At 46.3% G+C, this 22,592-nt stretch carries 26 protein-coding genes and 1 riboswitch; of the genes, 19 read left to right on the top strand and 7 right to left on the bottom strand.

The window, feature by feature from the left end:
- Positions 1-134 precede the first annotated feature (134 nt).
- The 4 genes from bshB2 to QWY16_RS15730 form a co-directional block, all read right to left on the bottom strand.
- The gene (bshB2, locus tag QWY16_RS15745) at positions 135-824 is read right to left on the bottom strand and encodes a bacillithiol biosynthesis deacetylase BshB2 (RefSeq protein WP_300990175.1); all 690 of its coding nucleotides are present in this window, start codon (positions 822-824) and stop codon (positions 135-137) included.
- 12 nt (positions 825-836) lie between these two features.
- On the bottom strand, positions 837-1,187 hold the full coding sequence (locus QWY16_RS15740; RefSeq protein WP_300990174.1) for a YojF family protein: 351 nt from the start codon (positions 1,185-1,187) through the stop codon (positions 837-839).
- A gap of 278 nt (positions 1,188-1,465) precedes the next feature.
- A complete protein-coding gene (gene pdxK / locus QWY16_RS15735; RefSeq protein WP_300990173.1) occupies positions 1,466-2,299 on the bottom strand; it encodes a pyridoxine/pyridoxal/pyridoxamine kinase in 834 nt (277 codons plus the stop codon).
- 59 nt (positions 2,300-2,358) lie between these two features.
- A complete protein-coding gene (locus QWY16_RS15730; protein WP_300990172.1) occupies positions 2,359-2,619 on the bottom strand; it encodes a hypothetical protein in 261 nt (86 codons plus the stop codon).
- A gap of 64 nt (positions 2,620-2,683) precedes the next feature.
- Here QWY16_RS15730 and QWY16_RS15725 point away from each other — a divergent pair, with 64 nt between their 5' ends.
- Genes QWY16_RS15725 through QWY16_RS15710 form a run of 4 tightly spaced genes read left to right on the top strand, consistent with a single transcriptional unit; the run spans position 2,684 to position 4,805 of the window.
- A complete protein-coding gene (locus QWY16_RS15725) occupies positions 2,684-3,403 on the top strand; it encodes a DUF4230 domain-containing protein (protein WP_300990171.1) in 720 nt (239 codons plus the stop codon).
- 12 nt (positions 3,404-3,415) lie between these two features.
- A complete protein-coding gene (locus tag QWY16_RS15720) occupies positions 3,416-4,090 on the top strand; it encodes a uracil-DNA glycosylase (RefSeq protein WP_300990170.1) in 675 nt (224 codons plus the stop codon).
- 58 nt (positions 4,091-4,148) lie between these two features.
- Complete coding sequence (locus tag QWY16_RS15715) at positions 4,149-4,409, top strand: YwdI family protein (RefSeq protein WP_300990169.1); 261 nt, start codon at positions 4,149-4,151, stop codon at positions 4,407-4,409.
- Between the two features lie 18 nt (positions 4,410-4,427).
- Positions 4,428-4,805 carry a DUF423 domain-containing protein gene (locus QWY16_RS15710; RefSeq protein ID WP_300990168.1) on the top strand — a complete coding sequence of 126 codons (378 nt, stop codon included), beginning with the start codon at positions 4,428-4,430 and terminating at the stop codon, positions 4,803-4,805.
- A 72-nt stretch (positions 4,806-4,877) separates the two neighbouring features.
- Here the strand turns inward: QWY16_RS15710 and QWY16_RS15705 are convergent, their stop codons facing one another.
- A complete protein-coding gene (locus tag QWY16_RS15705) occupies positions 4,878-5,894 on the bottom strand; it encodes a beta-carotene 15,15'-monooxygenase (RefSeq protein WP_300990167.1) in 1,017 nt (338 codons plus the stop codon).
- A 296-nt stretch (positions 5,895-6,190) separates the two neighbouring features.
- A complete protein-coding gene (hemQ, locus tag QWY16_RS15700; RefSeq protein ID WP_300990166.1) occupies positions 6,191-6,940 on the bottom strand; it encodes a hydrogen peroxide-dependent heme synthase in 750 nt (249 codons plus the stop codon).
- A 172-nt stretch (positions 6,941-7,112) separates the two neighbouring features.
- Here hemQ and lipL point away from each other — a divergent pair, with 172 nt between their 5' ends.
- Genes lipL through QWY16_RS15685 form a run of 3 tightly spaced genes read left to right on the top strand, consistent with a single transcriptional unit; the run spans position 7,113 to position 9,803 of the window.
- Entirely contained in the window at positions 7,113-7,934 is an 822-nt protein-coding gene (gene lipL / locus QWY16_RS15695) for an octanoyl-[GcvH]:protein N-octanoyltransferase (RefSeq protein WP_300990165.1), read from the top strand.
- Positions 7,935-7,988: 54 nt separating this feature from the next.
- Positions 7,989-9,293, top strand: coding sequence for an HD domain-containing protein (locus QWY16_RS15690; protein WP_300990164.1), 1,305 nt, complete (start codon positions 7,989-7,991; stop codon positions 9,291-9,293).
- Positions 9,294-9,803 (top strand): YwgA family protein, encoded by a 510-nt coding sequence (locus QWY16_RS15685; RefSeq protein WP_300990163.1) that lies wholly within the window; start codon positions 9,294-9,296, stop codon positions 9,801-9,803.
- A gap of 262 nt (positions 9,804-10,065) precedes the next feature.
- Here QWY16_RS15685 and thmT read toward each other — a convergent pair whose 3' ends face one another.
- Positions 10,066-10,251: a 2-hydroxymuconate tautomerase gene (gene thmT / locus QWY16_RS15680; RefSeq protein ID WP_052650641.1), complete on the bottom strand. Its 186-nt coding sequence runs from the start codon at positions 10,249-10,251 to the stop codon at positions 10,066-10,068.
- A gap of 61 nt (positions 10,252-10,312) precedes the next feature.
- On the opposite strand from thmT, the gene QWY16_RS15675 reads away from it, so the two are divergent.
- The 12 genes from QWY16_RS15675 (at position 10,313) to QWY16_RS15620 (ending at position 22,592) form a co-directional block, all read left to right on the top strand.
- Entirely contained in the window at positions 10,313-10,828 is a 516-nt protein-coding gene (locus tag QWY16_RS15675) for a YwhD family protein (RefSeq protein ID WP_300990162.1), read from the top strand.
- A 611-nt stretch (positions 10,829-11,439) separates the two neighbouring features.
- Complete coding sequence (gene speE, locus QWY16_RS15670) at positions 11,440-12,273, top strand: spermidine synthase (RefSeq protein WP_300990161.1); 834 nt, start codon at positions 11,440-11,442, stop codon at positions 12,271-12,273.
- A 3-nt stretch (positions 12,274-12,276) separates the two neighbouring features.
- Positions 12,277-13,149, top strand: coding sequence for an agmatinase (speB, locus tag QWY16_RS15665; protein ID WP_300990160.1), 873 nt, complete (start codon positions 12,277-12,279; stop codon positions 13,147-13,149).
- A gap of 420 nt (positions 13,150-13,569) precedes the next feature.
- On the top strand, positions 13,570-14,067 hold the full coding sequence (locus tag QWY16_RS15660) for an antibiotic biosynthesis monooxygenase family protein (RefSeq protein WP_300990159.1): 498 nt from the start codon (positions 13,570-13,572) through the stop codon (positions 14,065-14,067).
- A gap of 157 nt (positions 14,068-14,224) precedes the next feature.
- On the top strand, positions 14,225-14,635 hold the full coding sequence (locus tag QWY16_RS15655; protein WP_300990158.1) for a YwiB family protein: 411 nt from the start codon (positions 14,225-14,227) through the stop codon (positions 14,633-14,635).
- On the top strand, positions 14,632-16,293 hold the full coding sequence (gene argS / locus QWY16_RS15650; RefSeq protein WP_300990157.1) for an arginine--tRNA ligase: 1,662 nt from the start codon (positions 14,632-14,634) through the stop codon (positions 16,291-16,293). The genes QWY16_RS15655 and argS overlap by 4 nt, the downstream gene beginning before the upstream one ends.
- 38 nt (positions 16,294-16,331) lie before the next feature.
- Positions 16,332-16,519: riboswitch (cobalamin riboswitch) on the top strand.
- Between the two features lie 105 nt (positions 16,520-16,624).
- Positions 16,625-17,599, top strand: coding sequence for an ABC transporter substrate-binding protein (locus QWY16_RS15645; protein ID WP_300990156.1), 975 nt, complete (start codon positions 16,625-16,627; stop codon positions 17,597-17,599).
- A gap of 7 nt (positions 17,600-17,606) precedes the next feature.
- A complete protein-coding gene (locus QWY16_RS15640; protein ID WP_436837195.1) occupies positions 17,607-18,584 on the top strand; it encodes a FecCD family ABC transporter permease in 978 nt (325 codons plus the stop codon).
- Position 18,585: 1 nt separating this feature from the next.
- On the top strand, positions 18,586-20,046 hold the full coding sequence (locus tag QWY16_RS15635; RefSeq protein ID WP_300990154.1) for an adenosylcobinamide amidohydrolase: 1,461 nt from the start codon (positions 18,586-18,588) through the stop codon (positions 20,044-20,046).
- A complete protein-coding gene (gene cbiB, locus QWY16_RS15630; protein WP_300990153.1) occupies positions 20,043-20,996 on the top strand; it encodes an adenosylcobinamide-phosphate synthase CbiB in 954 nt (317 codons plus the stop codon). The genes QWY16_RS15635 and cbiB overlap by 4 nt, the downstream gene beginning before the upstream one ends.
- Positions 20,983-22,062, top strand: coding sequence for a threonine-phosphate decarboxylase CobD (cobD, locus tag QWY16_RS15625; protein ID WP_300990152.1), 1,080 nt, complete (start codon positions 20,983-20,985; stop codon positions 22,060-22,062). The genes cbiB and cobD overlap by 14 nt, the downstream gene beginning before the upstream one ends.
- The gene (locus tag QWY16_RS15620) at positions 22,044-22,592 is read left to right on the top strand and encodes a bifunctional adenosylcobinamide kinase/adenosylcobinamide-phosphate guanylyltransferase (RefSeq protein WP_300990151.1); all 549 of its coding nucleotides are present in this window, start codon (positions 22,044-22,046) and stop codon (positions 22,590-22,592) included. The genes cobD and QWY16_RS15620 overlap by 19 nt, the downstream gene beginning before the upstream one ends.

Raw genomic sequence — 22,592 nt, 5'->3', positions numbered from 1 at the left:
CATGAAAACACGTGATGAATAGTAATTATACAGCATTTTCTCCCCGTAAAATGCAATATAGCCAAAGTTTATATTATCTGAAAAAGGCTAGAAAAAACACCCCTATTTCTAAAAAGAAAATAGGGGTGTTTTGCTTAGAAAGATTCTTCGAAATCCTGGTTCCAACGGTAATTATAGAACCGTTCTTTTGTCAGCCAGTTTTCAGTTTCCGCATCGCCTTGAGCAAGTTTATGCTCCATTTCTTCGAGCATCCAGGCAGTCTGGGAAATATGGGCTTTCATGGCATCCATCTTCTGATCGCGCACCGCGGTAATATCGTAAACAATATCGGGATCTCCAAGCACTTCCAATGTGTTGTTGGCAAATGCCACACAATGCAATTTCGGACGATCTTTCATACGGCGAACTGCGCGGACAACTGCCCGTGCGGTTGCTTCGTGGTCAGGATGCACTGAAAGATCAGGATAAAATGTGATAACCAGTGAAGGGTTCAGCTCAGTAATTAAATCAGTCATCATGCCGACCATTTTTTCGTCATCTTCAAATTCGACTGTCTTATCACGCAGTCCCATCATCCGCAAATCAGTCAATCCCATAGCTTCTGCAGAAGCCAGCAGCTCTTTTTTCCGGATCTGTGGAAGTGATTCCCTTGTGGCAAATGGCGGATTTCCCAAATTACGGCCCATTTCACCTAGCGTTAGACAAGCGTATGTAACTGGAGTTCCTTGTTTAATATGAGTGGCAATCGTTCCCGAAACGCCGAACGCTTCATCGTCCGGGTGAGGGAAGACGACCAGCACATGCCGTTCTTTTGGAATTGTCATCTGTAGTCCCCCTTAGTAACTGAACGGTGTTTCGCTGATTTGCAGCGCTACCGCCAATTTTCCTGTACCATCATGTCCTGCAAGCAAGAGCCTTCCTTGCTCATCCAGCTCATAATGGGTGATGCCTTGTGCGTAAACCCAGCCATGCGGCAATTTCAATCCGACGCGATGCGGACTTTCACCGACCACTTTTCCCAGTTCATAGTTAATCACGACGTTGCGGATAAACGCTCCGGCATTGAAAAAACCTTCGTTAAAATGTGTGGCATAAGAGCCGTTTGTTGTTTCTAAGTGCAGGTAAACATCTCTGTTCGCAAATGCATCAAGTTCTACTTGCAGTTTTTTTACTTCTACTAATTCCATCTTATTCACTCCTCAGCCAATCCGTATTCCTTTAGTATAGGGAATATTAGTCAAGAATGCGATTAGGATGCTTTAAGGAAAGCGTAATAATGCTGCTGTTTAAAAAGGGAATATTCAAACAGCTTCAAATAGATTGAAGGCTCTTGGGTTTATTTCTATGGCAGATATAATGGCAGTATGAAGGTTTAAGATGCCTGGCTTTGAAACCACGGCAATTCAAGTCCATAGCAATGGAACAACAAAAAAAGAGGGCGCCTCAGCGTCCTCTTTTACATAGATCAAACTTCCGTTACTTGAACTTCAGGTTTTTCGAATTTATTGGCGGCGCCGTGCATCACTGGTCCAACGTACTGGTTTAGTTTCCAGCCGTGCTGGATAGCTGCAGACACAAATGTTTTGGCATTCAGCACTGCATCGTTTACGGATTGCCCGTTCGCCAAATTGGCTGTAATGGCTGCGGCGAATGTGCAGCCGGCACCGTGGTTATAAGTGGTATCCGTTTTATCAGCTGTCAAAAGATAATGCGTTTTGCCGTCGTACAGCAAATCAGCCGCTTTTTCATGCTGAAGCTGTTTGCCGCCTTTGATCACAACATATTGAGCGCCATGCGCATGGATTTTTTCAGCAGCCGCTTTCAAATCCTCTACTGTCCGAAGTGTGCCAAGACCTGAAAGCTGTCCTGCTTCGACTAAGTTCGGAGTCACGACTTTAGCGACTGGCAATAGATGTTTAATCATGGCATCAACGTTTTCCGGGAACAATACTTCATCTTCCCCTTTACATGCCATTACCGGATCGATGACAACTTCTTCCAATCCGGACTTTTTAATGGCTTTGCCAGCCATTTCTATGATATCGACTGTTGGCAGCATGCCTGTTTTCAAAGCATCCACTCCTGTTGAAAAAGCAGTCTGCAATTGTGCGTGAACCGTTTCAACAGGAATTGGATGGATGCCATGGCTCCAGCCGTTTTCAGGATCCATCGTCACGATGACTGTTAAAGCATTCATGCCGTAAGTTCCGTGTTCTTGGAAAGTCTTTAAATCTGCTTGTATACCAGCTCCGCCGGATGTATCTGATCCTGCGATTGTTAAGGTCTTTTTCAATGTCATCGTTAAAACTCCTTTAATATATTATTTTCATCACTTTATTTTAACAAAAATCGGAACATTTACAATGAATCAAACTTTGACGGGTATAACAGAAGGACAGCCATTGCTGTGCTTATGAGAAAGAATAGCAAGATAACTAAAGCTATCATCCAGCTGCCGCTTATGAAAAGACCGATGGCCAGAAAAAATGTTAATATGGAAACAGCCAGTAGTGCAACCATTAAGCAACCCATACCAAGCCGCTTGGCATTTTCCGGCGCACTCGATCCGTTGGTTGAAGAGATGGTTTTTATTTTTTCACGAAAATCGGCCATCATCATCGCTCCTTTATTCCATCCTAACATGGGGCCCTGGTGAAATGAAAAAAAGAAAGTAGGTTTATAAATGGCGAAAGATCCAAAATTGACAGAGATTGAACGCTTACTGAATGAAGTAAAAGGGAAAGAAGATACAAAAGAATCCGGCTTCTGGAAAACATTTAAAGTGATGATGAGCGTTTGGCGCAATTCGTTCCTTGTGTTAATCGCCATACTGTTATTGCTTTTAGTCGCATTGCCGCTCGGGACGTTCTGGATGATCAAAGGCAGCACATTCACTGAAGACAAAGGTGCATTCTTGGAACAGATCCAGGATCTCAACGAGCTGGCGACGGCTGAGGCTTTTTCGAAAGTCATTATTGAACGGCAGGACAATGCCGTATTCGGACAGGAAATCGGCCTGGACTTGCCCGGCACAAAACGCCAATTGCTGGTTGTCATCCCGGGATCGGTCAAAGCCGGCATTGACTTTTCCGAAGTGACAGAAGAAGATATCGAACTTGACGAAGCAGCGAAAACGGCCACGCTGACGCTCCCGAAAGCCGATTTTTTAGGCGGTCCGGAAATATTTATGGATCAAGTGGAAGTGTATTCTTATGAAGGATTATTCAGAAGCGGCGCTGATATATCAGAAGCATATGAATTGGCAGAAGAAGCGCAAAAGCTGATGCTTGAAGAGACAAAAGGGCAAGGTGTCCTTGAGACGGCTGAAGATAATGCGGTCCGTTCGGTGCAGGAAATGTTCAAGCTGGTGGATTATGATGTAAAAGTCGAATTTAAAGAATAAGGAGCGATGTGTATGCCGAAGGAAATATTTCAAAATGACTGGCAGGAAATAGTCGGGGAAGAATTCAGTAAGCCGTATTATTTGAAGCTGCGCGAATTTTTGAAAGAGGAATACGCCAACGAAACCGTGTATCCTGCAAAAGAAAACATTTGGAATGCGTTCAAACATACGCCTTATAAAGATGTCAAAGTCGTCATTCTTGGGCAGGATCCTTATCACGGGCCCAATCAGGCGCATGGCTTAAGTTTTTCCGTTCAGCCCGGTGTACCGCATCCGCCAAGCCTGCGCAATATGCTGAAGGAACTGAACGATGACCTTGGGTGTGAAAAACCGAAAGATGGAACGCTGACAAAATGGGCCGACCAAGGCGTCATGATGCTTAATACGGTATTGACGGTGCGTGCTGGACAAGCCAATTCCCATCGCAATCAAGGATGGGAAATCTTTACCGATGAAGTGATCCGGAAATTGTCAGCCCGTGAAAAATCGGTGATTTTTGTATTATGGGGCCGGCCGGCGCAGCAGAAAAAGCCGCTCATCGATTTGGAGCGCCATTCCATTATTGAAGCCCCGCATCCAAGTCCATTAAGTGCCAGTCGAGGATTTTTCGGCAGCCGGCCATATTCAAAAGTGAACGAACTGTTACAAAAGCAAGGCGACGAGCCGATTGATTTCTGTTTAGCCTGACGCCTGCCAGCAGGCATGATAAAATAAATGAGAATGTAAACGGAAAGGGGGATTTTGCATGGCAATCGATGCAGCACGCATTTTGAATGAAATCGAAAAGCACACTGCGCAAGCGCGGAAAGGCGATCCGGCAAAAATGCGCGAGTCCATCGCTGCGGTACGGGCTCTTTGTGATCTTTTATTGGAAGATGACCAATTGCAAAAAGACAGCACACCGCGTGCAATTCCACTCGCCTCCCCTCAGATACAGCCGGTTTCTTCAGCCAGCAAACTGCAGGAAGAAGACGGCGCAAACGGTGATTCACTGTTTGAATTTTAATCGGAAAGAGGAATAGAAATGAAGTTTTTCTTGATAGCCGGAGCGGTTAATGCTTTATTATCCGTAGCTCTTGGTGCTTTCGGTGCACATATGTTAGAAGGACGCGTTGCGGATAAATATTTAGATACCTGGCAGACGGCTGTCCAGTATCAGATGTTCCATGCAGTCGGTTTGATGGTTGTAGGAATTCTGATGAGCTCGTCATTGATCGGCACGCTCAGTTCTTTGTCTTGGGCAGGATACTTAATGCTTGCCGGAATCATCATTTTCTCTGGAAGCCTTTATGTTTTAAGTCTGACCGGCATCAGTATTTTAGGGGCTGTAACACCAATCGGTGGAGTAGCGTTTATTGTTGGCTGGATCATGCTGATTGTTGCAGCATCAAAAGCTTTGTAAAATATTAAGAAGGCCAGCGCTTAAGCGCCGGCCTTCTTTTATTATATTTCCCGGGAAATATATGTGTTTTTATCATTGTCCAAGCAATTCTTTCAATTTTGCAGGATGGTCCACGGTTAACGCGATGTGCGAAACCTTTTTGGTGCGCCCGAAGAATAAGATGGCTTCTTGCGGTTCTTTAAACTCAATGATTACTTGCGGTTCGGGTTCCACAAAGTCCTTTGCAATAAAGGAAAGGGTCTCTTTATCGGCTTTGGCACCCCAATGCAATTGGGCAATGGCTTCAAGCGGAACCGTCATGCGTTTGCTTAAGCCTAACGATACGTACAGTTTTTTGCCTGTAATTTTCAGCGGATTCAAGCGCAGCGCCTGGATTTCACCGACAAAATACACGACAGAATAAATGTTCAAGATGAGTAGCACAATTGACAGCACAAGTGATTTATCGTGCAGCCACCAATGGAGCCCGATCGTCTCAATGACAATTGCATGAATCAGCATGATGTAAAAGGCGATGGCGCTTGAGTTCTTATGGAGTGAGATCAGATTGGGACCTTTTGCCGGCTTCTTTTTCCAGGAACAGAACGCGTAATAGAAGATGAGCGATTCCGATAAGATTACATTAACGAGCAGATTGGGTTTGATTCGTTCATAGGCGGTCGGCAGCAAAGTGAATAAAGGGCTTTCTGCCTTTTCTTTAATGGCACGGACTATTGCCGGAATGTGGTAAAGGAGCAGTCCGAGAAAAGCGAGTTCTGCGAATAAAACCACTGCTTCCAGGCCAATCCCTATGTAAAACAGAAAAGTGAACGGTTCAAAATAAAGGGAAGGGATAATGAAGCGGGCGAGCACGAATCCTCCGGCTACAAAGCCGGCAAAGTGCTTGAGAGACAAACGGAAAGCGGCGAGCATTAGAAGCGGCGCAACAAAAGCAAAGTCGATCAGCGAACCGGTAACGACCCAGAAGGTTTCTTCAGGAATGACGAGTGAGGAAAGAGGCGAGCGGTATAACAGGAAATTGCTGGTCAGTACGAGCAGCAGCAAAGCGAGAGCCCATTTGGCAAAACTGTTCTGGCGCATCACAAGCATACAAACACCCCGTTTTTCTTTTAGTATACCGTGGGATATATTGGAATTGAAATGTAATTCGTGGCGAAATTCTGAAAATTTCGGAGCGAGCCGTTTTTTCCGCATAATATATGTGAATACGGCGGGAATTTGTGTTCCGGACAGTAAATCCTGGCTGCGGACAGTATTTCACCATTTCCGGACAGTATCTGCTTTAAAGCGGACAGTAAATGCGCCCAGCTACTCATTTAGGCAAGAAAAACGGCTAAAAGCACTCCGCGTAAAACAAAAAAACCGCCCGGGGGCGGTTTTAAATCTTATACTTGCAGGAATTTCGCTGTACGTTCTGCGTCCAGGCGAGTGCCGACGTAGAATGAACCGAATTCTGCGTAACGTGCGCTGACTTCGTCAAAACGCATTTCGTAGATCAATTTTTTGAACTGAAGGACGTCGTCCGCAAAAAGCGTAACGCCCCATTCGTAGTCGTCAAAACCGACAGATCCTGAAATGATCTGTTTTACTTTGCCGGCATAGCTGCGGCCGATTTTGCCGTGGGACAGCATCAATTCTTTGCGAGTGTCCATTGGCAGCATGTACCAGTTGTCGTCGCCTTCACGGCGTTTATCCATCGGATAGAAACAGATGTACTGTGAACGCTGAAGTTCAGGATACAAGCGTGCACGTACGTGAGCGTTTTGGTATGGATCTTCGTCTGATTTTCCAGAGAGGTAATTGGAAAGTTCAACAACCGATACATACGAATACGTAGGAACTGTATAAGCGATCAAGGTCAGCTTATTGTATTCCGTTTCAAGTTCACGCAATTCATCCATTGTTTCGCGCAATAGCATCAGCATCAAGTCGGCTTTTTGGCCAACGATTGAATACAATGCGTGTGCACCTGTTTTATTTTCATCGGCTTGGTTTATTTTGTCCATAAATGCCTGGAATTCGTCAATCGCGAATTGGCGTTCTTCATCCGTCAGCATTTTCCATGAAACCCAGTCCATCGAACGGAAATCATGAAGGACGTACCAGCCATCTAATGTAATCGCTGCTTCATTCATTATCTAAACACTCCTTTTATCTAAATCTCACAAAATCAGTTTATCACATTGGCCATGTAAGTTCCTGAAAAACAAATGCCTGTCACCAATTCGTCATCCCTGAAGTGCCTTTTCAGCGGGGCATGAGTCGGGTAAACTAAAGACAAGCTATAGCCTGATGAGGAGAATTAGTATGCCATTATTTTCACAACAAACCAAATGGCGTTTCTGGGATCAATCCTTGAGCGCCAAAAACCGTTCCGCACTGGAATCCTTTGCTGCGGATGATACATTATGCGAACTGGTCGGATCCGGAAAAAGTCCATCGACCATCCGGACATGGGTACACGACGATACAGTGGTACTCGGAATACAGGACCATCGTTTGCCGAACATCGAAGCGGGTATGGATTATTTAAAAGCGCACGGCTATGCGCCGATTGTCCGGAATTCGGGAGGACTTGCTGTCGTGCTCGATGCGGGAGTTTTGAATATTTCGCTGGTGGTTTCAGAAAAAGAACAAGCCATCGATATTTCAGCAGGGTACGACATGATGCTGGAGCTGGTGCAAGCTCTATTTCCGGAAGCGCCGATTGAAGCTTATGAAATTGTTGGATCCTATTGTCCGGGATCATACGACTTGAGCATCGGCGGCAGGAAGTTTGCCGGCATTTCCCAGCGCCGCATCCGCCGCGGCATTGCGGTTCAGGTTTACCTGTGCGTAGAAGGGTCTGGGGCACAGCGTGCTGAACTGATCCGCGGGTTTTACGAAGCCGGGCTCAGCGGAGAACAGACGAAATTCGCCTACCCGGAAATAAAACCCGAAGTGATGGCGTCGCTCAGCGAACTGCTCGGTAAAGAAATCACAGTCCAGGAAGTTGTGCTGAATTTGTACGAATTGATCGGCATGCCATCACCGCAGCCGCTGATGCCTGAAGAGACAGAGCTTTACGGATTTTATTTGAACCGCGTTGTCGAACGCAACCGGAAAATGCTGCCGGCACCTCTTGAATGAGAGGTTCCGGCTGGTGTAGAATACTTGTTACGCAGAAAAATTGGAGGTGCGCCCGTGAGCTATGCGACACAGAAATTAGCTGAAGAAAAAGTTTTCAAAGATCCGGTTCACCGATACATACATGTGCGCGACCAAGTGATTTGGGACCTGGTGAATTCACGTGAATTCCAGCGTCTTCGGCGCATCAAACAGCTTGGCACCTCTTATTTAGTATTTCACGGAGCTGAACACAGCCGCTTTAGCCATTCGCTTGGCGTCTACGAAATCGTCCGAAGAATTTCAGATGATATTTTCCATGGACGGCCCGAATGGGATGAAGACGAACGGCTAGTGGTGTTATGCGCTGCGCTTCTTCACGATCTGGGCCACGGGCCATTTTCCCATTCATTTGAAAAAGTGTTCCATGTGGACCACGAAGAATTTACACGGGAAATTTTGCTTGGCGATACAGAAGTCAACCAGATCCTGTTAAAAGTCGGCGAAGACTTTCCGAAGAAAGTGGCAGAAGTAATAGCCAAGACATATGCCAATAAACAAGTCGTTTCTTTGATATCCAGCCAAATTGATGCAGACCGCATGGATTATTTGCAGCGCGATGCCTATTATACCGGTGTTTCCTACGGCCATTTTGATATGGAACGAATTCTTCGTGTCATGCGTCCGTTGGATGATCAAGTAGTGATCAAGTCAAGTGGCATGCACGCAGTTGAAGATTACATCATGAGCCGCTACCAAATGTACTGGCAGGTTTATTTCCATCCGGTAGCCCGCAGTGCAGAAGTGATCCTGCGGAAAATTTTGCAGCGTGCCAAACAGCTGAGTGAGAACGGTTATAAATTCAAGCAGCCGCCGACGCATTTCATGGCATTTTTCAATCGTACTTTTGAGTTGAAAGATTATTTAGCGCTTGACGAAGGAGTCCTGATGACTTATTTCCAGCTATGGATGACAGAGCGTGATCCGATTCTTTCGGATTTGAGTGACCGGTTTGTCAATCGCCGGCTGTTTCAATATGTGGATTTTGATCCCGGCAAAGATTACCGGAAACTTGGGGAGCTTGCTCAGTTGTTCGAGGATGCGGGCATCGACCCGGAATATTATTTGGTTGATGATTCCACATCCGATTTGCCATATGATTTTTACCGTCCCGGCGAAGAAGAAGAACGTTTGCCGATCCATTTGCTGATGCCTACAGGTGAAATCAAGGAATTATCCCGGCAGTCACAGATTGTCGATGCAATTTCAGGCAAACGAAGAACAGATTACAAATTGTATTTCCCGGCGGAATTATTAATAGATGGCAAAAAGAAAGCTGCCAAACAGAAGATACTGGAAATGCTTAGAAAAGGAGGGGTATAGTTGCTCCAGGAACACGCAAAAATTGTGGATTTCATCGCCACAGCGGAAGGGATCACCGGACGCAAGAAATTACAGAAAATGATTTATATTTTAAAAAAGATAGGTTTACCGTTTCAAGAGAAATATGAATTCCATATTTATGGTCCATATTCAGAGGAGTTGACGGCCCGCATTGAAGAATTATGCGATATGGGCTTTTTGGCAGAAGAACTGGAAGACAAAGGATCTTATGTGCGTTACAAATACAATGTTACCCAGGAAGGAACAGATTTCCGAAGTACATTGAAAGAATCGGTGCTGGAGAATCCCGAAGTTGCTGCTCGACTAAAGGAAAAAAGCGGCCGTTTTTTGGAATTGACCGCTACTCTTCTATATTTTGATCACCTGGAACGAGCTGAACAAATTGAAAAGCTTCATATTGTGAAAGCGAAGTTGAACTTTACTGCAGTCGAAATAGAAGAGGCGTTCGGGTTTATTGACGAATTGGGCCAATTGAAAAAACTCCCTTAAGGGAGTTTTTATATATTCGTGGACCTATCAAGTGCCCAGCTCCTCGAGTCGCTTCAGACTGGCCTGCAATGGTAAAGACCGCCATTACTGGCCAGACGTCCAGCGCTTGTCAGAGCTGGACGGGCACTTCCGCTTTTCTTATTGTCCAGCTCCGGCGATCAAACCTTTGGGTCATAAGCCGTTCCGACTGTGTGGTAAAGTGCACCACTTCGCCGGCCCGTCTTATGCCCGTCACTTTTTGCTAGATCACCTGCGCTTTTCTTTAGATATCACTAAATAGCTTACCTTTAACGCCGTAGTCGGTTTTCTTCATATCTTCAATAAAGACGACTACGTTTTCAACTGGAGCACCAGTGGTTTCGGATACCGCTTCAGTTACTTTCTCGACCAATGCACGCTTTTGATCTTCTGTGCGGCCTTCGAGCATTTTGACAGTTACGTATGGCATAATAGTTACAGCTCCTTTTTTAAAGATACATCAATCATATCAGAACGGGAGGAATGTACACATGGCAAATGAAGAAAAACCAAAACAAAAAGTGGGATTCACAATCATCAAGAACGCTCCGACAGACGGCCATAAAGGCTATGGCATAGGTTCACTGTCTTTGGAAAACGTATCTCCGCTTTTTATTGACATAGAAGAAGGCGAAGCATTTGTTGACATTGGCGCGATGCATGCACGCAGCGAAGTGGAACGCGGCATTAAATTCACTGTGAACCGGGAAGATTCAGCCGGAGGCAAACCGTATTGGCTGGTGTGGATTACCATCGATTTCAATCCGCAAGGCCCTTATTACGCTGGAGTAACGGCTTGCGAAATGGTCGTTAATCGCGAAAAACGCCGGGGTTATAAAATTTTAGCTGACCACGTCAATTTAATGGACAAGTCGATGAAACGGAAAATTATCATTGACCATATGGATGAAGCTTCTAAACGGGTTTTGGCAGAATACTTGAAAAAACACAATCTCGAATTGTGGGAACGCAGTACTGAACAACTTCGTCAAGGGCTGGATGTATAATAAAAATAGGATTTGTACGAATTGTGACATTTGGAAATGCTTTCGACAGGCGGTTGAAGTTGGCCAAAAAAGGAAGTAAACTATAACTACAGCTTTTAAATAGAAAGCTAGGACACCTGAAATGCGGGCAAGTGCCGTGAGCCATTGTGAGAAAACCCAAGCCCAATGCCTCATGTCTCTTTCTCCGCGCTATCAGGATAAAAGGGTTTTCTGTGAAGGGAAAGATTCCCAGTACAGAAAACCTTTTTATTTCGGGCATATTAAGAATTGCATCGGGTAAAGAGGACTATGCATAGAGAAACTCAACTAGGGAAGTTGTATCTCCCTGATTGCTAGTTGATCCAACCGGGTTTTTAAGGCCCGTGGTTTTCCGCTCGAAAAACGGAGACCCTACGGACCTTTAAGCGCGATAAAGAGAAACTCAATCAGGGAAGTTGTACCTCCCTGATTGCTAGTTGATCCAATCGGGCTTTTAAGGCCCGTGGTATTCCGCTCGAAAAGCGGAAACCCTACGGACCTTTAAAGCGCGAAAAATTTATTGCACTTTCATTAAAAAGAATTATACTTTTTTAAGTAGTTTTAAAATGACGGGAAAAGGAGTTTGATTATAGATGGCAGGATTTTGGTATACAGAAAAACAAACCGAGAATTTCGGGATTACGATGAAAATCAATAAAACGCTTCACACCGAGCAAACGGATTTCCAATACTTGGAGATGGCAGAAACGGCTGAATGGGGCAATATGCTCTTCCTTGACGGCATGGTTATGACGTCTGAAAAAGATGAATTCGTTTATCATGAAATGGTGGCGCACGTTCCATTGTTTACTCATCCTAATCCAGAGAACGTTCTGGTTGTTGGCGGCGGAGACGGCGGAGTGATCCGTGAAGTGCTCAAGCATCCTTCTGTTAAAAAAGCGACACTTGTCGATATTGACGGCAAAGTGATCGAGTACTCGAAAAAATTCTTGCCTTCAATCGCATCAGGCCTTGAAGATGCACGTGTTGAAGTGATTGTCGGAGACGGCTTTATGCACATTGCGGAGTCCGAAAACAAATACGATGTCATCATGGTTGATTCAACTGAACCAGTGGGCCCAGCAGTAAACTTGTTCACTAAAGGCTTTTACGCAGGGATTTCCCGCGCATTGAAAGAAGACGGCATTTTCGTCGCACAGTCTGACAACCCTTGGTTCAAAGCAGAATTGATCGAACAAGTACAAAAAGATGTAAAGGAAATTTTCCCGATCACGAAATTGTATTTGGCGAATATCCCGACTTACCCGAGCGGTCTGTGGGCATTCACAATCGGTTCGAAAAAATACAATCCATTGGAAGTGCCAGCTGAGCGTTTCCATGACATCGAAACAAAGTATTATACAAAAGAATTGCACAATGCGGCATTCGTATTGCCAAAATTCGTGAAAGATATGGCAGGCGAATAAACGATGAGATTTGACGAGACATATTCAGGAAAAGTTTTCATCAAAAGCCATCCGAATTACGAAGAATCCAAAGCAGTGCTTTACGGCATGCCAATGGATTGGACGGTAAGTTACCGCCCGGGTTCACGCTTCGGCCCAAACAAAATACGTGAAGTATCTATCGGTTTGGAAGAGTACAGCCCGTATCTGGACCGGGAGCTCGACGATGTGAAATTCTTTGACGCCGGAGATATTCCCTTGCCGTTCGGCAATCCGGAAAAATCCTTGCTTGAAATAGAAACCTATGTCCACACACTTCTTGCTGATGGCAAAATTCCAATGGGTATGGGCGGCGAGCACTTAGTATCATTGCCGGTCATGAGAGCAGTGGCAAGCAAATACAAAGATTTGGCGATTATCCATTTTGACGCGCACACGGACCTTCGTGAAAACTACGAAGGTGAAGAATATTCACATTCCACGCCGATCCGCAAAATTGCAGACCATATCGGGCCGACAAACGTCTATTCATTTGGCATCCGTTCCGGTATGAAAGAAGAATTTGAATGGGCAAAAGAGCAAGGCATGCACATTTCGAAATTCGAAGTGCTGGAGCCGCTGAAAGAAGTTTTGCCGACTCTTGCCGGACGTCCGGTATATGTCACGATCGACATCGATGTACTCGACCCGGCGCATGCGCCAGGAACTGGCACGGTTGATGCAGGCGGCATTACTTCACGTGAGCTGCTCGCATCCATCCACGCAATCGCAGCGTCGGATATCAACGTTGTCGGCTTTGACCTTGTTGAAGTATGTCCAGTTTATGATCATTCGGATCAAACTGCCAATACGGCAAGCAAGTTGATTCGCGAAATGATTTTGGGCTGGGTGAAATAAGAAAAGCGGAGGCGATCGTGCAAAACCTGACGGGCATAAGACGGGCCGGCGAAGTGGTGCACTTTATCACACAGTCGGAACGGCTTATGACCCAAAGGTTTGATCGCCGAAGCTGGACAATAAGAAAAGCGGAAACGCTTTTTCCGCCAATCTCTAATAAAAAAAGCCGGTCTGGAATTTTCCAGGCCGGCTTTAACTTTTTTAAACTAAAAAACTGTGTGAAACAGGCGAATGATCATAGAAATACGTTGAGTGATCATAGAGAGGCCATGAGTGATCATAGAACCGCGAAAACTGATCATAGAACTCCACCGAGTGATCATAGAACCACAATAACTGACCATAGCGCCCCGAAAATAGAATCTCTCCATTAAAAACGGTAAGATAAGAAAGAAACATTAACTGGAAGAGGTGCTGACAATGGAACTATACAAATGGACTGGTCATCGGGACCAGGGCGTGGCAATCCTGGCAGCTATGGCGAATGCGCGGCTTGTGTATTTAGTCGACGGCGAGGAATCGGTATTGCTTTATGAATCAGATGGCGGAGCTCCTTTGCAGGGATTTGAAGCGTATCAGGTGCTGAATGCTGTCGGTGACATCAACGACGGCTATTATGCCGTATTCAATAATATTCCGGTAACGGATGAAGGCCGTGAGCTATTTGAATCGCGTTTCCAAAATAGAGCGGGCATGGTCGAGAAAGAGCCCGGCTTTGCGGCCATCCGCGTGTTGCGCCCTGTCAATTCGGATACGTACATCATCCTGACGTTATGGAAAGACGAGAAGTCGTTTACAGACTGGCAGCAATCACAGGCTTACGGCCACGCTCATGCGAAGCGGGGAACGTCTGAAGGAATCGATAAGAAGCCGAATATCTTTCCTCGTCCTTCTTTTGTGAAAACGTATATCAAATGAAAATGACTTCTTGAAACCACTCCTAATGGGTGGTTTTTTGTCTAGCCAAATTTCAATGCCATTCCTTCAGAGCATAAAATGAAACTTAAATTGAAATAGAACCTTGAATCGGGCTATAATAAAAAGGCTATTGCTATTACATAAAGGAGGCGGCGGAATGCAAAAAGCTGTGAAAATAAAACTCACGACGATTATCCGTCAGCCAGACGCAGAAGAACAGCTGATGGAGTTGTGGTCACACGGCACGCTGACAATAAAAAACGATCTGCGCTACTTGCAGTACGAGGAGCAGCTGGAAGAGCTGTTGATCCGGACCACAGTAAAACTCGGCGAAAACGAAGCTGTGATTATGAGAAGCGGCGGCCTGCAGATGCGGCTACCGTTTTTATTACATAAAGAACAAACAGGGAATTTAACAAATGAGCAAGGCACTTTTATGCTGACGACAAAAGCCCATGAGCTGACGATCAGCGATACACGTTTTAAAGTCCGCTACGATCTGGCAATGGGCTCTGCTCATGCCGGAGAATATGAAATGGAAATCCAATTTATGGAGGGTCAAAAATGAATGCAGTAGAAAAAGTACAGCACGCCATTAAACTGGCAATCAGTGAAGCGGTTCAGAAAGCGGAATTGACGCCTGAACCAGTCGAGGTTTACCTGGAATCACCGAAAGACAAAGCGAACGGCGATTACGCCACAAACATTGCGATGCAATTAGCGCGTGTAGCGAAAAAAGCGCCGCGTGCCATTGCGGAAGCGATTGTCGGAAATCTAGACAAAGAAACAGCGAATATCGAAAAAGTGGATATTGCAGGACCCGGGTTTATTAACATCACGATCAAAAAAGATTATCTGTTGGACGTAGTTAAGACTGTCCTGGAGCAAAAAGAGAATTATGGCCGCACCAATTCAGGGGAAGGTCAGCGGATTCAAGTCGAATTCGTATCTGCCAATCCGACAGGCGACCTGCACCTTGGGCATGCCCGCGGTTCATCGGTTGGCGATTCACTTTGCAACGTACTGGATGTTGCCGGTTACGATGTATCGCGTGAATACTATATCAACGATGCCGGGAACCAAATTAACAATTTGGCGCTGTCTATCGAAGCACGTTATTTTGAAGCGCTTGGCGAACCATTGAATATGCCGGAAGACGGCTACCGCGGCCAGGATATCAAAGACATCGCTGCAGATCTTGTGAAAGAGCATGGCGATAAATTTGTCCATCTTACAAAAGAGGAACGTTTTGAAGCGTTCCGCAAACATGGCTTGAAAGTGGAACTGGCGAAATTGCAACAAGACCTGGCTGATTTCCGTGTTGAATTTGACAGCTGGTTCTCTGAAACTTCTCTATACGAAAAAGGCGAGATTGAAATTGCGCTGAACAAGCTTCGCGAGAACGGCCATATTTACGAAGAAGACGGTGCGACTTGGTTCCGCTCGACGACATTCGGCGATGACAAAGACCGAGTATTGATCAAGAACGACGGTACGTTTACGTATTTGCTGCCGGATATCGCTTATCATGAAGACAAATTGTCCCGTGGTTTTGATAAGCTGATCAATATCTGGGGAGCTGATCACCACGGCTATATCCCGCGCATGAAAGCGGCGATTGAAGCGCTTGGCTATGATCGCGATACGCTTGAAGTGAGCATCATCCAGATGGTTCAGCTGTACAAAGACGGCGAAAAAATGAAGATGAGCAAACGCACCGGGAAAGCAGTAACGATGCGTGAACTGGTTGAATTGGTCGGCTTGGATGCAGTGCGTTATTTCTTCGCTATGCGTTCAGGCGACTCCCATATGGACTTCGACTTGGATCTGGCTGTATCACAATCCAACGAAAACCCGGTTTATTATTCACAATATGCCCATGCGCGAATCTGCTCGATTTTGCGCCAAGCGGAAGAGCAAGGATTCTTAGCTTCCACAGATAACTTAGATCTGCTGGCTTCGGAAAAAGAAATCGATGTCCTGAAGAAAATCGGTGACTTCCCTCAAGTTGTGGCAGATGCTGCAAAACTGCGTGCGCCGCATCGCGTGACTACTTATATCCAGGAATTGGCGGCTCAATTCCACAGTTTCTATAATGCCAATAAAGTATTGGATGCTTCAAATGCGGAACTGACAACTGCGCGCCTTGCGCTGATCACAGCTGTTAAAACTACTTTAGCTAATGCGCTGAAATTAGTTGGAGTTTCCGCTCCTGACAAAATGTAAGAGACACGAAAAGAATTTCGTGTATAATAAAGATAATTTGATAATTCAATCATAAAGGTGCTTATGTCTAAGAACATGAGTTAAAAGGGAAGCCGGTTCGATTCCGGCGCGGTCCCGCCACTGTAAGTGAGAGCTATCTGCAAATAAGCCACTGAAGCAACGCTTTGGGAAGGTGCAGCAAGCAATAATCACAAGCCAGGAGACCTGCCTTTATGAGAACGCCCACTAAGCCTGCGAGGACCGGCTGGATGCACACGTTTTTTTATGTCGTCCTTTCAATCTCCCGCAGTGCCTGTGGGAGATTTTTTATATTATAAAAGGGGATGTCGAGATGAAGAAGTTTTGGAAGTTTGGAGCAAGTGCAGGAGTGGCAGCAATGCTGTTAGCAGGATGCGGCGGACAAGAGGCACCTGCAGGAGAAAATGCGGAAACACCGGCAGACCCGCCGAAAGAAGTGGCAGAAACTGAATTTCCAGTAACTATGAAGGACGCAATGGGAGAAGAAGTCGTAATCGAAGAAGAACCGAAAGCGATCGTTTCCATGGTGCCGTCAAATACAGAAATCGCTTATGAACTCGGATTGGGAGAAAAAATGGTCGGGGTATCCGATTTTGATAATTATCCGGAAGAAGCTGCAACTGTTGAGAAAATCGGCGGGCAGGAATTTAATGTTGAAAAAATCATCAGCTTGCAGCCGGACTTGGTATTGGCCCATGAATCAGGTGTGGGCGTCGGCGAGGCTGGACTTCAGCAATTGCGTGATGCCGGCATTAAAGTATATGTCGTCCAGGAAGCCCAAAGTTTTGACGAAGTATATGACACAATGACGATTATTGGACAAGCAACCGGTACAATGCAAGAAGCGGATGCACTCGTTTCTGAAATGGAAGCACAAGTAGATGAAATCGAAGAACAAGCGGGCAAAATCGAAGAACCCAAAAAAGTATTTGTTGAAGTAGGCAGCGATCCGGAAATTTATACAACCGGCAGCGGAACGTTCATGGATGAAATGCTGGACATCATCAACGCGGAAAACGCGGCTGGTGACCTGGAAGGATGGGTCAGCATGGACCCGGAAGCGATTGTCGAAGCCAATCCGGATGTGATTGTGTCAACAGAAGGTGCTTACGTGCCGGATGCGGTTGAAAAAATCAAAGCGCGCAGCGGCTTTGCTGAAGTGACGGCAGTCAAAGAAGATGCGGTTTATAATGTTGATTCGGATAAAGTTACCCGTTCTGGCCCGCGCCTGACAGAAGGCTTGATGGAAATGGCACAAGCTGTTTATCCTGAGGTTTTCAGTGAGTAAAAACAGCCTGGCCTATATCGTCTCTTTCATTCTATTGGGAGGGGCTGTACTGCTGGGAGTAACGGTCGGCACGGTTTCCATTTCGCCGGAAGTGCTGTGGAACCCTGAGTCGGATGAAACAGCTGCCAATATTTTGTGGAATATCCGGATGCCGCGCGTGGTTCTGGCAGGTTTAGTAGGTGCAGCGCTGGCAATTGCCGGTGCTGCATTCCAAGGCTTGCTTAAAAACCCGCTGGCCGATCCTTACACTTTAGGAGTGTCATCCGGTGCCTCAGTCGGCGCTGTGATGACGCTCTTTTTCGGCATTTCAGTCCCGTTTTTAGGGAATTATACTTTGCCGGTAATGAGCATGCTGGGTGCATTATTGACGATGTTCGCAGTAATGGGTTTTGCTAAATTGGTCGATCGTTCCATGAAAATGGAAACTGTCATTTTGACAGGAATCATTTTCAGTTCGTTTCTCGGTTCTGTCATATCCTTGATGATAGCGCTGACGGGAGAAGAGCTTCGGCAAATCATCGGCTGGCTTCTTGGCAGTGTATCGATGCGAGGCTGGCCCTATGTGCAAATGGCCTTGCCGTTTATCCTCATCGGATCCTTCTTGCTTTGGCTAAACCGGCGTGAGTTGAATGCCATGCTGTTCGGGGAAGAACGGGCACAGCATTTGGGAGTCGACGTGAAAAAAAGGAAAATGATGATTCTCATCAGCGGATCCATTCTGACTGGAGCGGCTGTAGCGGTTTCGGGAACAATCGGCTTTGTTGGCTTGGTTGTGCCGCATATGACCCGGCTCGTATGGGGTTCGGATCATCGGCATGTATTGCCGCTGTCTTTTATCAACGGTGCCGCGTTATTGATCATCTGTGATTTGGTGTCACGGACGATCATTTCACCGACAGAATTGCCAATTGGGGTAATTACCGCATTTATCGGAGCACCGGTTTTTGCGTTTATCTTTTTCCGGCAGCGGAAAGGAGTGGCTTGATATGTTGAAAATAACAAAGTTGATGGGTGGATACGGAGATAAGAACATCGTCGATGATGTTTCTTTCCAAGTTTCAAAAGGCTCGATGCTTGGGATTTTGGGGCCGAACGGCAGCGGAAAATCCACGATGATGAAATTAATCAGTGGGGTGCTGCCTTTAAAGAGCGGGAAAATTGAAATTGAAGAAAAGCCGATCACTGATTTTGGAGCGAAAGAACTTGCCAGGCAAATGGCCGTTTTGCCACAGCTTCATGCGCATGCATTTGCCCATACGGTCCGTGAAACGGTATCGCTTGGAAGATATCCGCATCAAAGCGGCTGGTTTTCTTCCTGGTCTGAAGAAGATGAAATGGCTGTAACAGAAGCCATGCGCTTGATGAACATCACGCATTATGAGAATACACAAATCGACCGCTTATCAGGAGGAGAGCAGCAGCGCGTTTTCGTGGCACAAGCATTGGCCCAAAATGCGAAAATCCTGCTGCTCGATGAACCGACCAACCATTTGGACATCAACCATCAAAAAGAACTGCTTGATACCATTAAAAAGCAAGCGATTGAAAAAGAATTGACGGTTGTGTCGATTTTCCATGACATCAATATTGCGTCCATGTATTGCGATCAACTATTGCTGCTGGACCATGGCAAGATTATCCGTATGGGGGAGCCGCATGAAGTCGTGCGGGAACAGGATATTGAAGCCGTATACCGGACGCGGGTCAGCAACCATCCACATCCAGAGCTTCCAAAACCGCAAGTCACGCTGCTTCCAGGAATAAAGCGGCAGACAGAAGAATGGGCAATCCGTGCAGAAGACTTTGCAGTTTCGCCGAATATGGTACTTTACCAAAGTGAAGTTCCTTTGAAAACCGTATCTTCAGCGGTAATCAATGCCGGAGCCGGTTGGTTCCGGACATTCATTAATCGGCATGTGGACATGAATTATAATATCGATGACAGTTTGATGGAAATGACAGGATTCATTGAAGAGTTGGGTTTTAAACCTACAGATACTGTCGGAATGATGACTGCTGTACAAACCCAGGATGCTATCGTGAAGGAGTACAAGGCTTCTTTTGGTTCCATCGTCATTGCGGTGACTGCAGGAATTGGAAACGCAGTGGATGTCTCGAAGGCACTTGAACGTGCCGTGCAAGTTGGCACAATCAATACATGGATTATGGTCAATGGCAAATTATCGGATGAAGCTTTTATCCAAGCGATGATTACCGCTACGGAAGCCAAAACAAAAGCGCTTCATCTTGAAGGTGTAATGGATCCGCTGACAAATACATTAGCGACAGGAACTTCGACTGACAGCTGTTTGGTCGCTGCTACGCAGCAGGGTGAACATTTGCCATATGCCGGCCCGATCACCGAGCTTGGAAAGTTGATCGGAGCAGGGGTGTTTGAATGTACGGTGGAAGCAATCGGCTTATACCGTGAGGCGAAAAAGGCATGATCAGCCACATTTTTGCCATTGGGCTTGCTCTCATAATCGACCGGATTGTCGGAGATCCGCATGGGTGGCCACATCCGGTCCGGTGGCTGGGAGCATTGATATTAAAGCTGACAGCCAAGTGGAACCATCCTCCGAATGCTTTTCGCAACGGTTTTTCCCTCATCTTCGCCACCGTTGTAGCAGCTTTTGGAACGGCTTATCTATTGGTTTCGGGAGCATATGCCCTTCACTGGAGTTTGGGCTTTCTCATCGAAACACTTTTAATCGCTTCCGGCCTTGCACAAAAAAGCTTGCGTGATGCGGCAGAAGAGGTTTACCAGCCGCTGATTCAAAAGGATTGGAGCCGGGCGAGGGAAAAGTTGTCCTGGATTGTCGGGCGTGACACCGCCAATTTAGATGAAAGTGAAATTACCCGCGGTGTTGTCGAAACCGTATCAGAAAATACGAGCGACGGCATTACGGCACCACTGTTTTGGGCATTTTTGCTAGGTGCACCCGGGTTATGGCTGTATAAAGCAGTCAATACTTGCGACTCGATGGTGGGCTATAAAAATGAGGAGTTTGCGCAGTTTGGCTATGCCTCCGCACGCCTGGATGATGCCTTGAATTTCATTCCAAGCCGCATGACAGGGGCGCTGATTCTACTGGCTACCAAAAACAAACGAAATTTAACGGTGCGTCAGCGTTTTGCGGAATGGGCACGGGACGCCGTCAAGCATCCAAGCCCGAACAGCGGCTGGCTGGAAGCAGCAACTGCCGTTCAACTGGGCATAGAACTCGGCGGTGTCAATACATACAAAGGAGTCCGTTCAGAACGCGCCCGCATGGGAACACCTTTTTATGAACTGGAAGCCAAGCATATCAAAGAGGCAGTTCAGCATATGCATATCGCAACGATTTGGTTTTATATTCTCTTTGCCATAGGAGTGATGATCATTGAATTTGCCTGACCATGGCGCGAACCCGAAACTTTTATATAAACGGCTGAGAATGGAAGCGCCTGAATGGATTCTCGATTTTAGCGAGAACGTTCATCCTTTCGGTCCGCCGGAATTTATTGATGCTACTTGGAAATATCTGCAGGAATTAATTAAATATTATCCGGACCCTGACGGAGAACCGTTCCGAAGCGCAGCGGCAAAATTCCACGGAGTTGAACCGGATCGTGTCATTGCGGGAAACGGGGCAGCGGAAATTTTCACTTGGCTGGCCCACCGTTACCGTGGCAAGCGGGTGTTGTTGATTGAACCGGCTTTTTCTGAATACCGTAAAACGCTTGAGGCAGAAGGAGCGGAAGTGGTTGCGGTCCAATTAACAGAAGAAAGCGGCTGGCGCCTTCAGCTGGAAGAATTGGTGCAGGCGTTAAAAGGATGTGCTGCTGTTTATATCTGCAATCCACATAACCCGACAGGACTTTTACTGCAACAGCATGTGCTGGTGTCAATCGCTGAAGAATGCCGGAATGCAGGCTGTGAACTGGTCCTGGATGAAGCATTCATTGATTTCGCGGGAGAGAAATTTTCGCTGATTCCGCTGCAGAAAACTTTACCTCATATCATTATTGTCCGGTCAATGACCAAGATGTATGCCATACCAGGCCTCCGGCTGGGTTATGCAATCGGCGAACCGAAAGTTTTGAAGCAGTTGAAACGAGGTGCAGCCCATTGGAATGTGAATGCGATTTCAGCTCAAATTGGAGCCCGGTGCTTGGAGCAGCAAGCTTATCGGGTGCATGTAGTGGAGGCTGCAGGAATCGAGCGAGAGTCCATGACACGTTTTTTGGAAGAGAAAGGCTGTGCGGTGACAGATTCCGCTGTGAATTTTCTGTCGTTCCGGCTGCCGGCAGATAAAGCCCCGGACGTGTTTTTTAATGAAATGTTGAGAAAAGGAATCGTTCTTCGGCACACTAGGTCATTCAAAGGGATGGATGGGAACTGGTTCCGCATCGGCATGAAATCAGCTGTCCAAATGCAAGAACTGCGGGAGGCGATCACACAATGGCTGCGGGACAATTGATATTTGTCAGTGGCGGTGTACGCAGCGGCAAAAGCGCTTGGGCAGAAAAGTTCATCTATAAAACCGATGCCGAAAATAAAATCTACCTGGCGAGCGGACAGGCGTATGACGCGGAAATGGAAGAGCGGATTCAGCGCCACCGGCAGGACCGGAAAGATCAAGGCTGGAAAACGATTGAGCAGCCGCTCCATTTGGAGAAAGTTATTCCGGAAATTAGTGCTGGAGATGCGGTGCTGTGGGATTGCGTCACCACTTGGCTTGCCAACGAGTTATATGAAGGCTGGGAACAAGGAGCACCTTGCGCTGACCGCAAAGACTGTATGGAACAAAAATGGATGTATTTACAGGAAACCATCCGGAAAATTCGACATCAGACAGAACTTTTGGTCATCGTGTCAAATGAAGTATTGGATGATTTTGTGCGGGATGCTGCCTATCAGCAATGGCTTGGCCAGATTCATCTATGGCTCGTGGCTCAGTCGGACAAGGCATATGAAGTGGAAAATGGAGTCGCTTATAGAAGGAAGTGA

The sequence above is a fragment of the Planococcus shenhongbingii genome (genome assembly GCF_030413635.1).
Classification (GTDB): domain Bacteria; phylum Bacillota; class Bacilli; order Bacillales_A; family Planococcaceae; genus Planococcus; species Planococcus shenhongbingii.
The sequence above is the reverse complement of the archived record's forward strand: the minus strand, read 5'-3'. Positions and strand labels throughout refer to the sequence as shown.

What these genes read in the sequence shown, in the direction of transcription:
- bshB2 (WP_300990175.1), bottom strand. Translation starts at nt 824, where the DNA reads ATGACAATTCCAAAAGAACGGCATGTGCTGGTCGTCTTCCCTCACCCG.
- QWY16_RS15740 (WP_300990174.1), bottom strand. Translation starts at nt 1,187, where the DNA reads ATGGAATTAGTAGAAGTAAAAAAACTGCAAGTAGAACTTGATGCATTT.
- pdxK (WP_300990173.1), bottom strand. Translation starts at nt 2,299, where the DNA reads ATGACATTGAAAAAGACCTTAACAATCGCAGGATCAGATACATCCGGC.
- QWY16_RS15730 (WP_300990172.1), bottom strand. Translation starts at nt 2,619, where the DNA reads ATGATGATGGCCGATTTTCGTGAAAAAATAAAAACCATCTCTTCAACC.
- QWY16_RS15725 (WP_300990171.1), top strand. Translation starts at nt 2,684, where the DNA reads ATGGCGAAAGATCCAAAATTGACAGAGATTGAACGCTTACTGAATGAA.
- QWY16_RS15720 (WP_300990170.1), top strand. Translation starts at nt 3,416, where the DNA reads ATGCCGAAGGAAATATTTCAAAATGACTGGCAGGAAATAGTCGGGGAA.
- QWY16_RS15715 (WP_300990169.1), top strand. Translation starts at nt 4,149, where the DNA reads ATGGCAATCGATGCAGCACGCATTTTGAATGAAATCGAAAAGCACACT.
- QWY16_RS15710 (WP_300990168.1), top strand. Translation starts at nt 4,428, where the DNA reads ATGAAGTTTTTCTTGATAGCCGGAGCGGTTAATGCTTTATTATCCGTA.
- QWY16_RS15705 (WP_300990167.1), bottom strand. Translation starts at nt 5,894, where the DNA reads ATGCTTGTGATGCGCCAGAACAGTTTTGCCAAATGGGCTCTCGCTTTG.
- hemQ (WP_300990166.1), bottom strand. Translation starts at nt 6,940, where the DNA reads ATGAATGAAGCAGCGATTACATTAGATGGCTGGTACGTCCTTCATGAT.
- lipL (WP_300990165.1), top strand. Translation starts at nt 7,113, where the DNA reads ATGCCATTATTTTCACAACAAACCAAATGGCGTTTCTGGGATCAATCC.
- thmT (WP_052650641.1), bottom strand. Translation starts at nt 10,251, where the DNA reads ATGCCATACGTAACTGTCAAAATGCTCGAAGGCCGCACAGAAGATCAA.
- QWY16_RS15675 (WP_300990162.1), top strand. Translation starts at nt 10,313, where the DNA reads ATGGCAAATGAAGAAAAACCAAAACAAAAAGTGGGATTCACAATCATC.
- speE (WP_300990161.1), top strand. Translation starts at nt 11,440, where the DNA reads ATGGCAGGATTTTGGTATACAGAAAAACAAACCGAGAATTTCGGGATT.
- speB (WP_300990160.1), top strand. Translation starts at nt 12,277, where the DNA reads ATGAGATTTGACGAGACATATTCAGGAAAAGTTTTCATCAAAAGCCAT.
- QWY16_RS15660 (WP_300990159.1), top strand. Translation starts at nt 13,570, where the DNA reads ATGGAACTATACAAATGGACTGGTCATCGGGACCAGGGCGTGGCAATC.
- QWY16_RS15655 (WP_300990158.1), top strand. Translation starts at nt 14,225, where the DNA reads ATGCAAAAAGCTGTGAAAATAAAACTCACGACGATTATCCGTCAGCCA.
- argS (WP_300990157.1), top strand. Translation starts at nt 14,632, where the DNA reads ATGAATGCAGTAGAAAAAGTACAGCACGCCATTAAACTGGCAATCAGT.
- QWY16_RS15645 (WP_300990156.1), top strand. Translation starts at nt 16,625, where the DNA reads ATGAAGAAGTTTTGGAAGTTTGGAGCAAGTGCAGGAGTGGCAGCAATG.
- QWY16_RS15635 (WP_300990154.1), top strand. Translation starts at nt 18,586, where the DNA reads ATGTTGAAAATAACAAAGTTGATGGGTGGATACGGAGATAAGAACATC.
- cbiB (WP_300990153.1), top strand. Translation starts at nt 20,043, where the DNA reads ATGATCAGCCACATTTTTGCCATTGGGCTTGCTCTCATAATCGACCGG.
- QWY16_RS15620 (WP_300990151.1), top strand. Translation starts at nt 22,044, where the DNA reads ATGGCTGCGGGACAATTGATATTTGTCAGTGGCGGTGTACGCAGCGGC.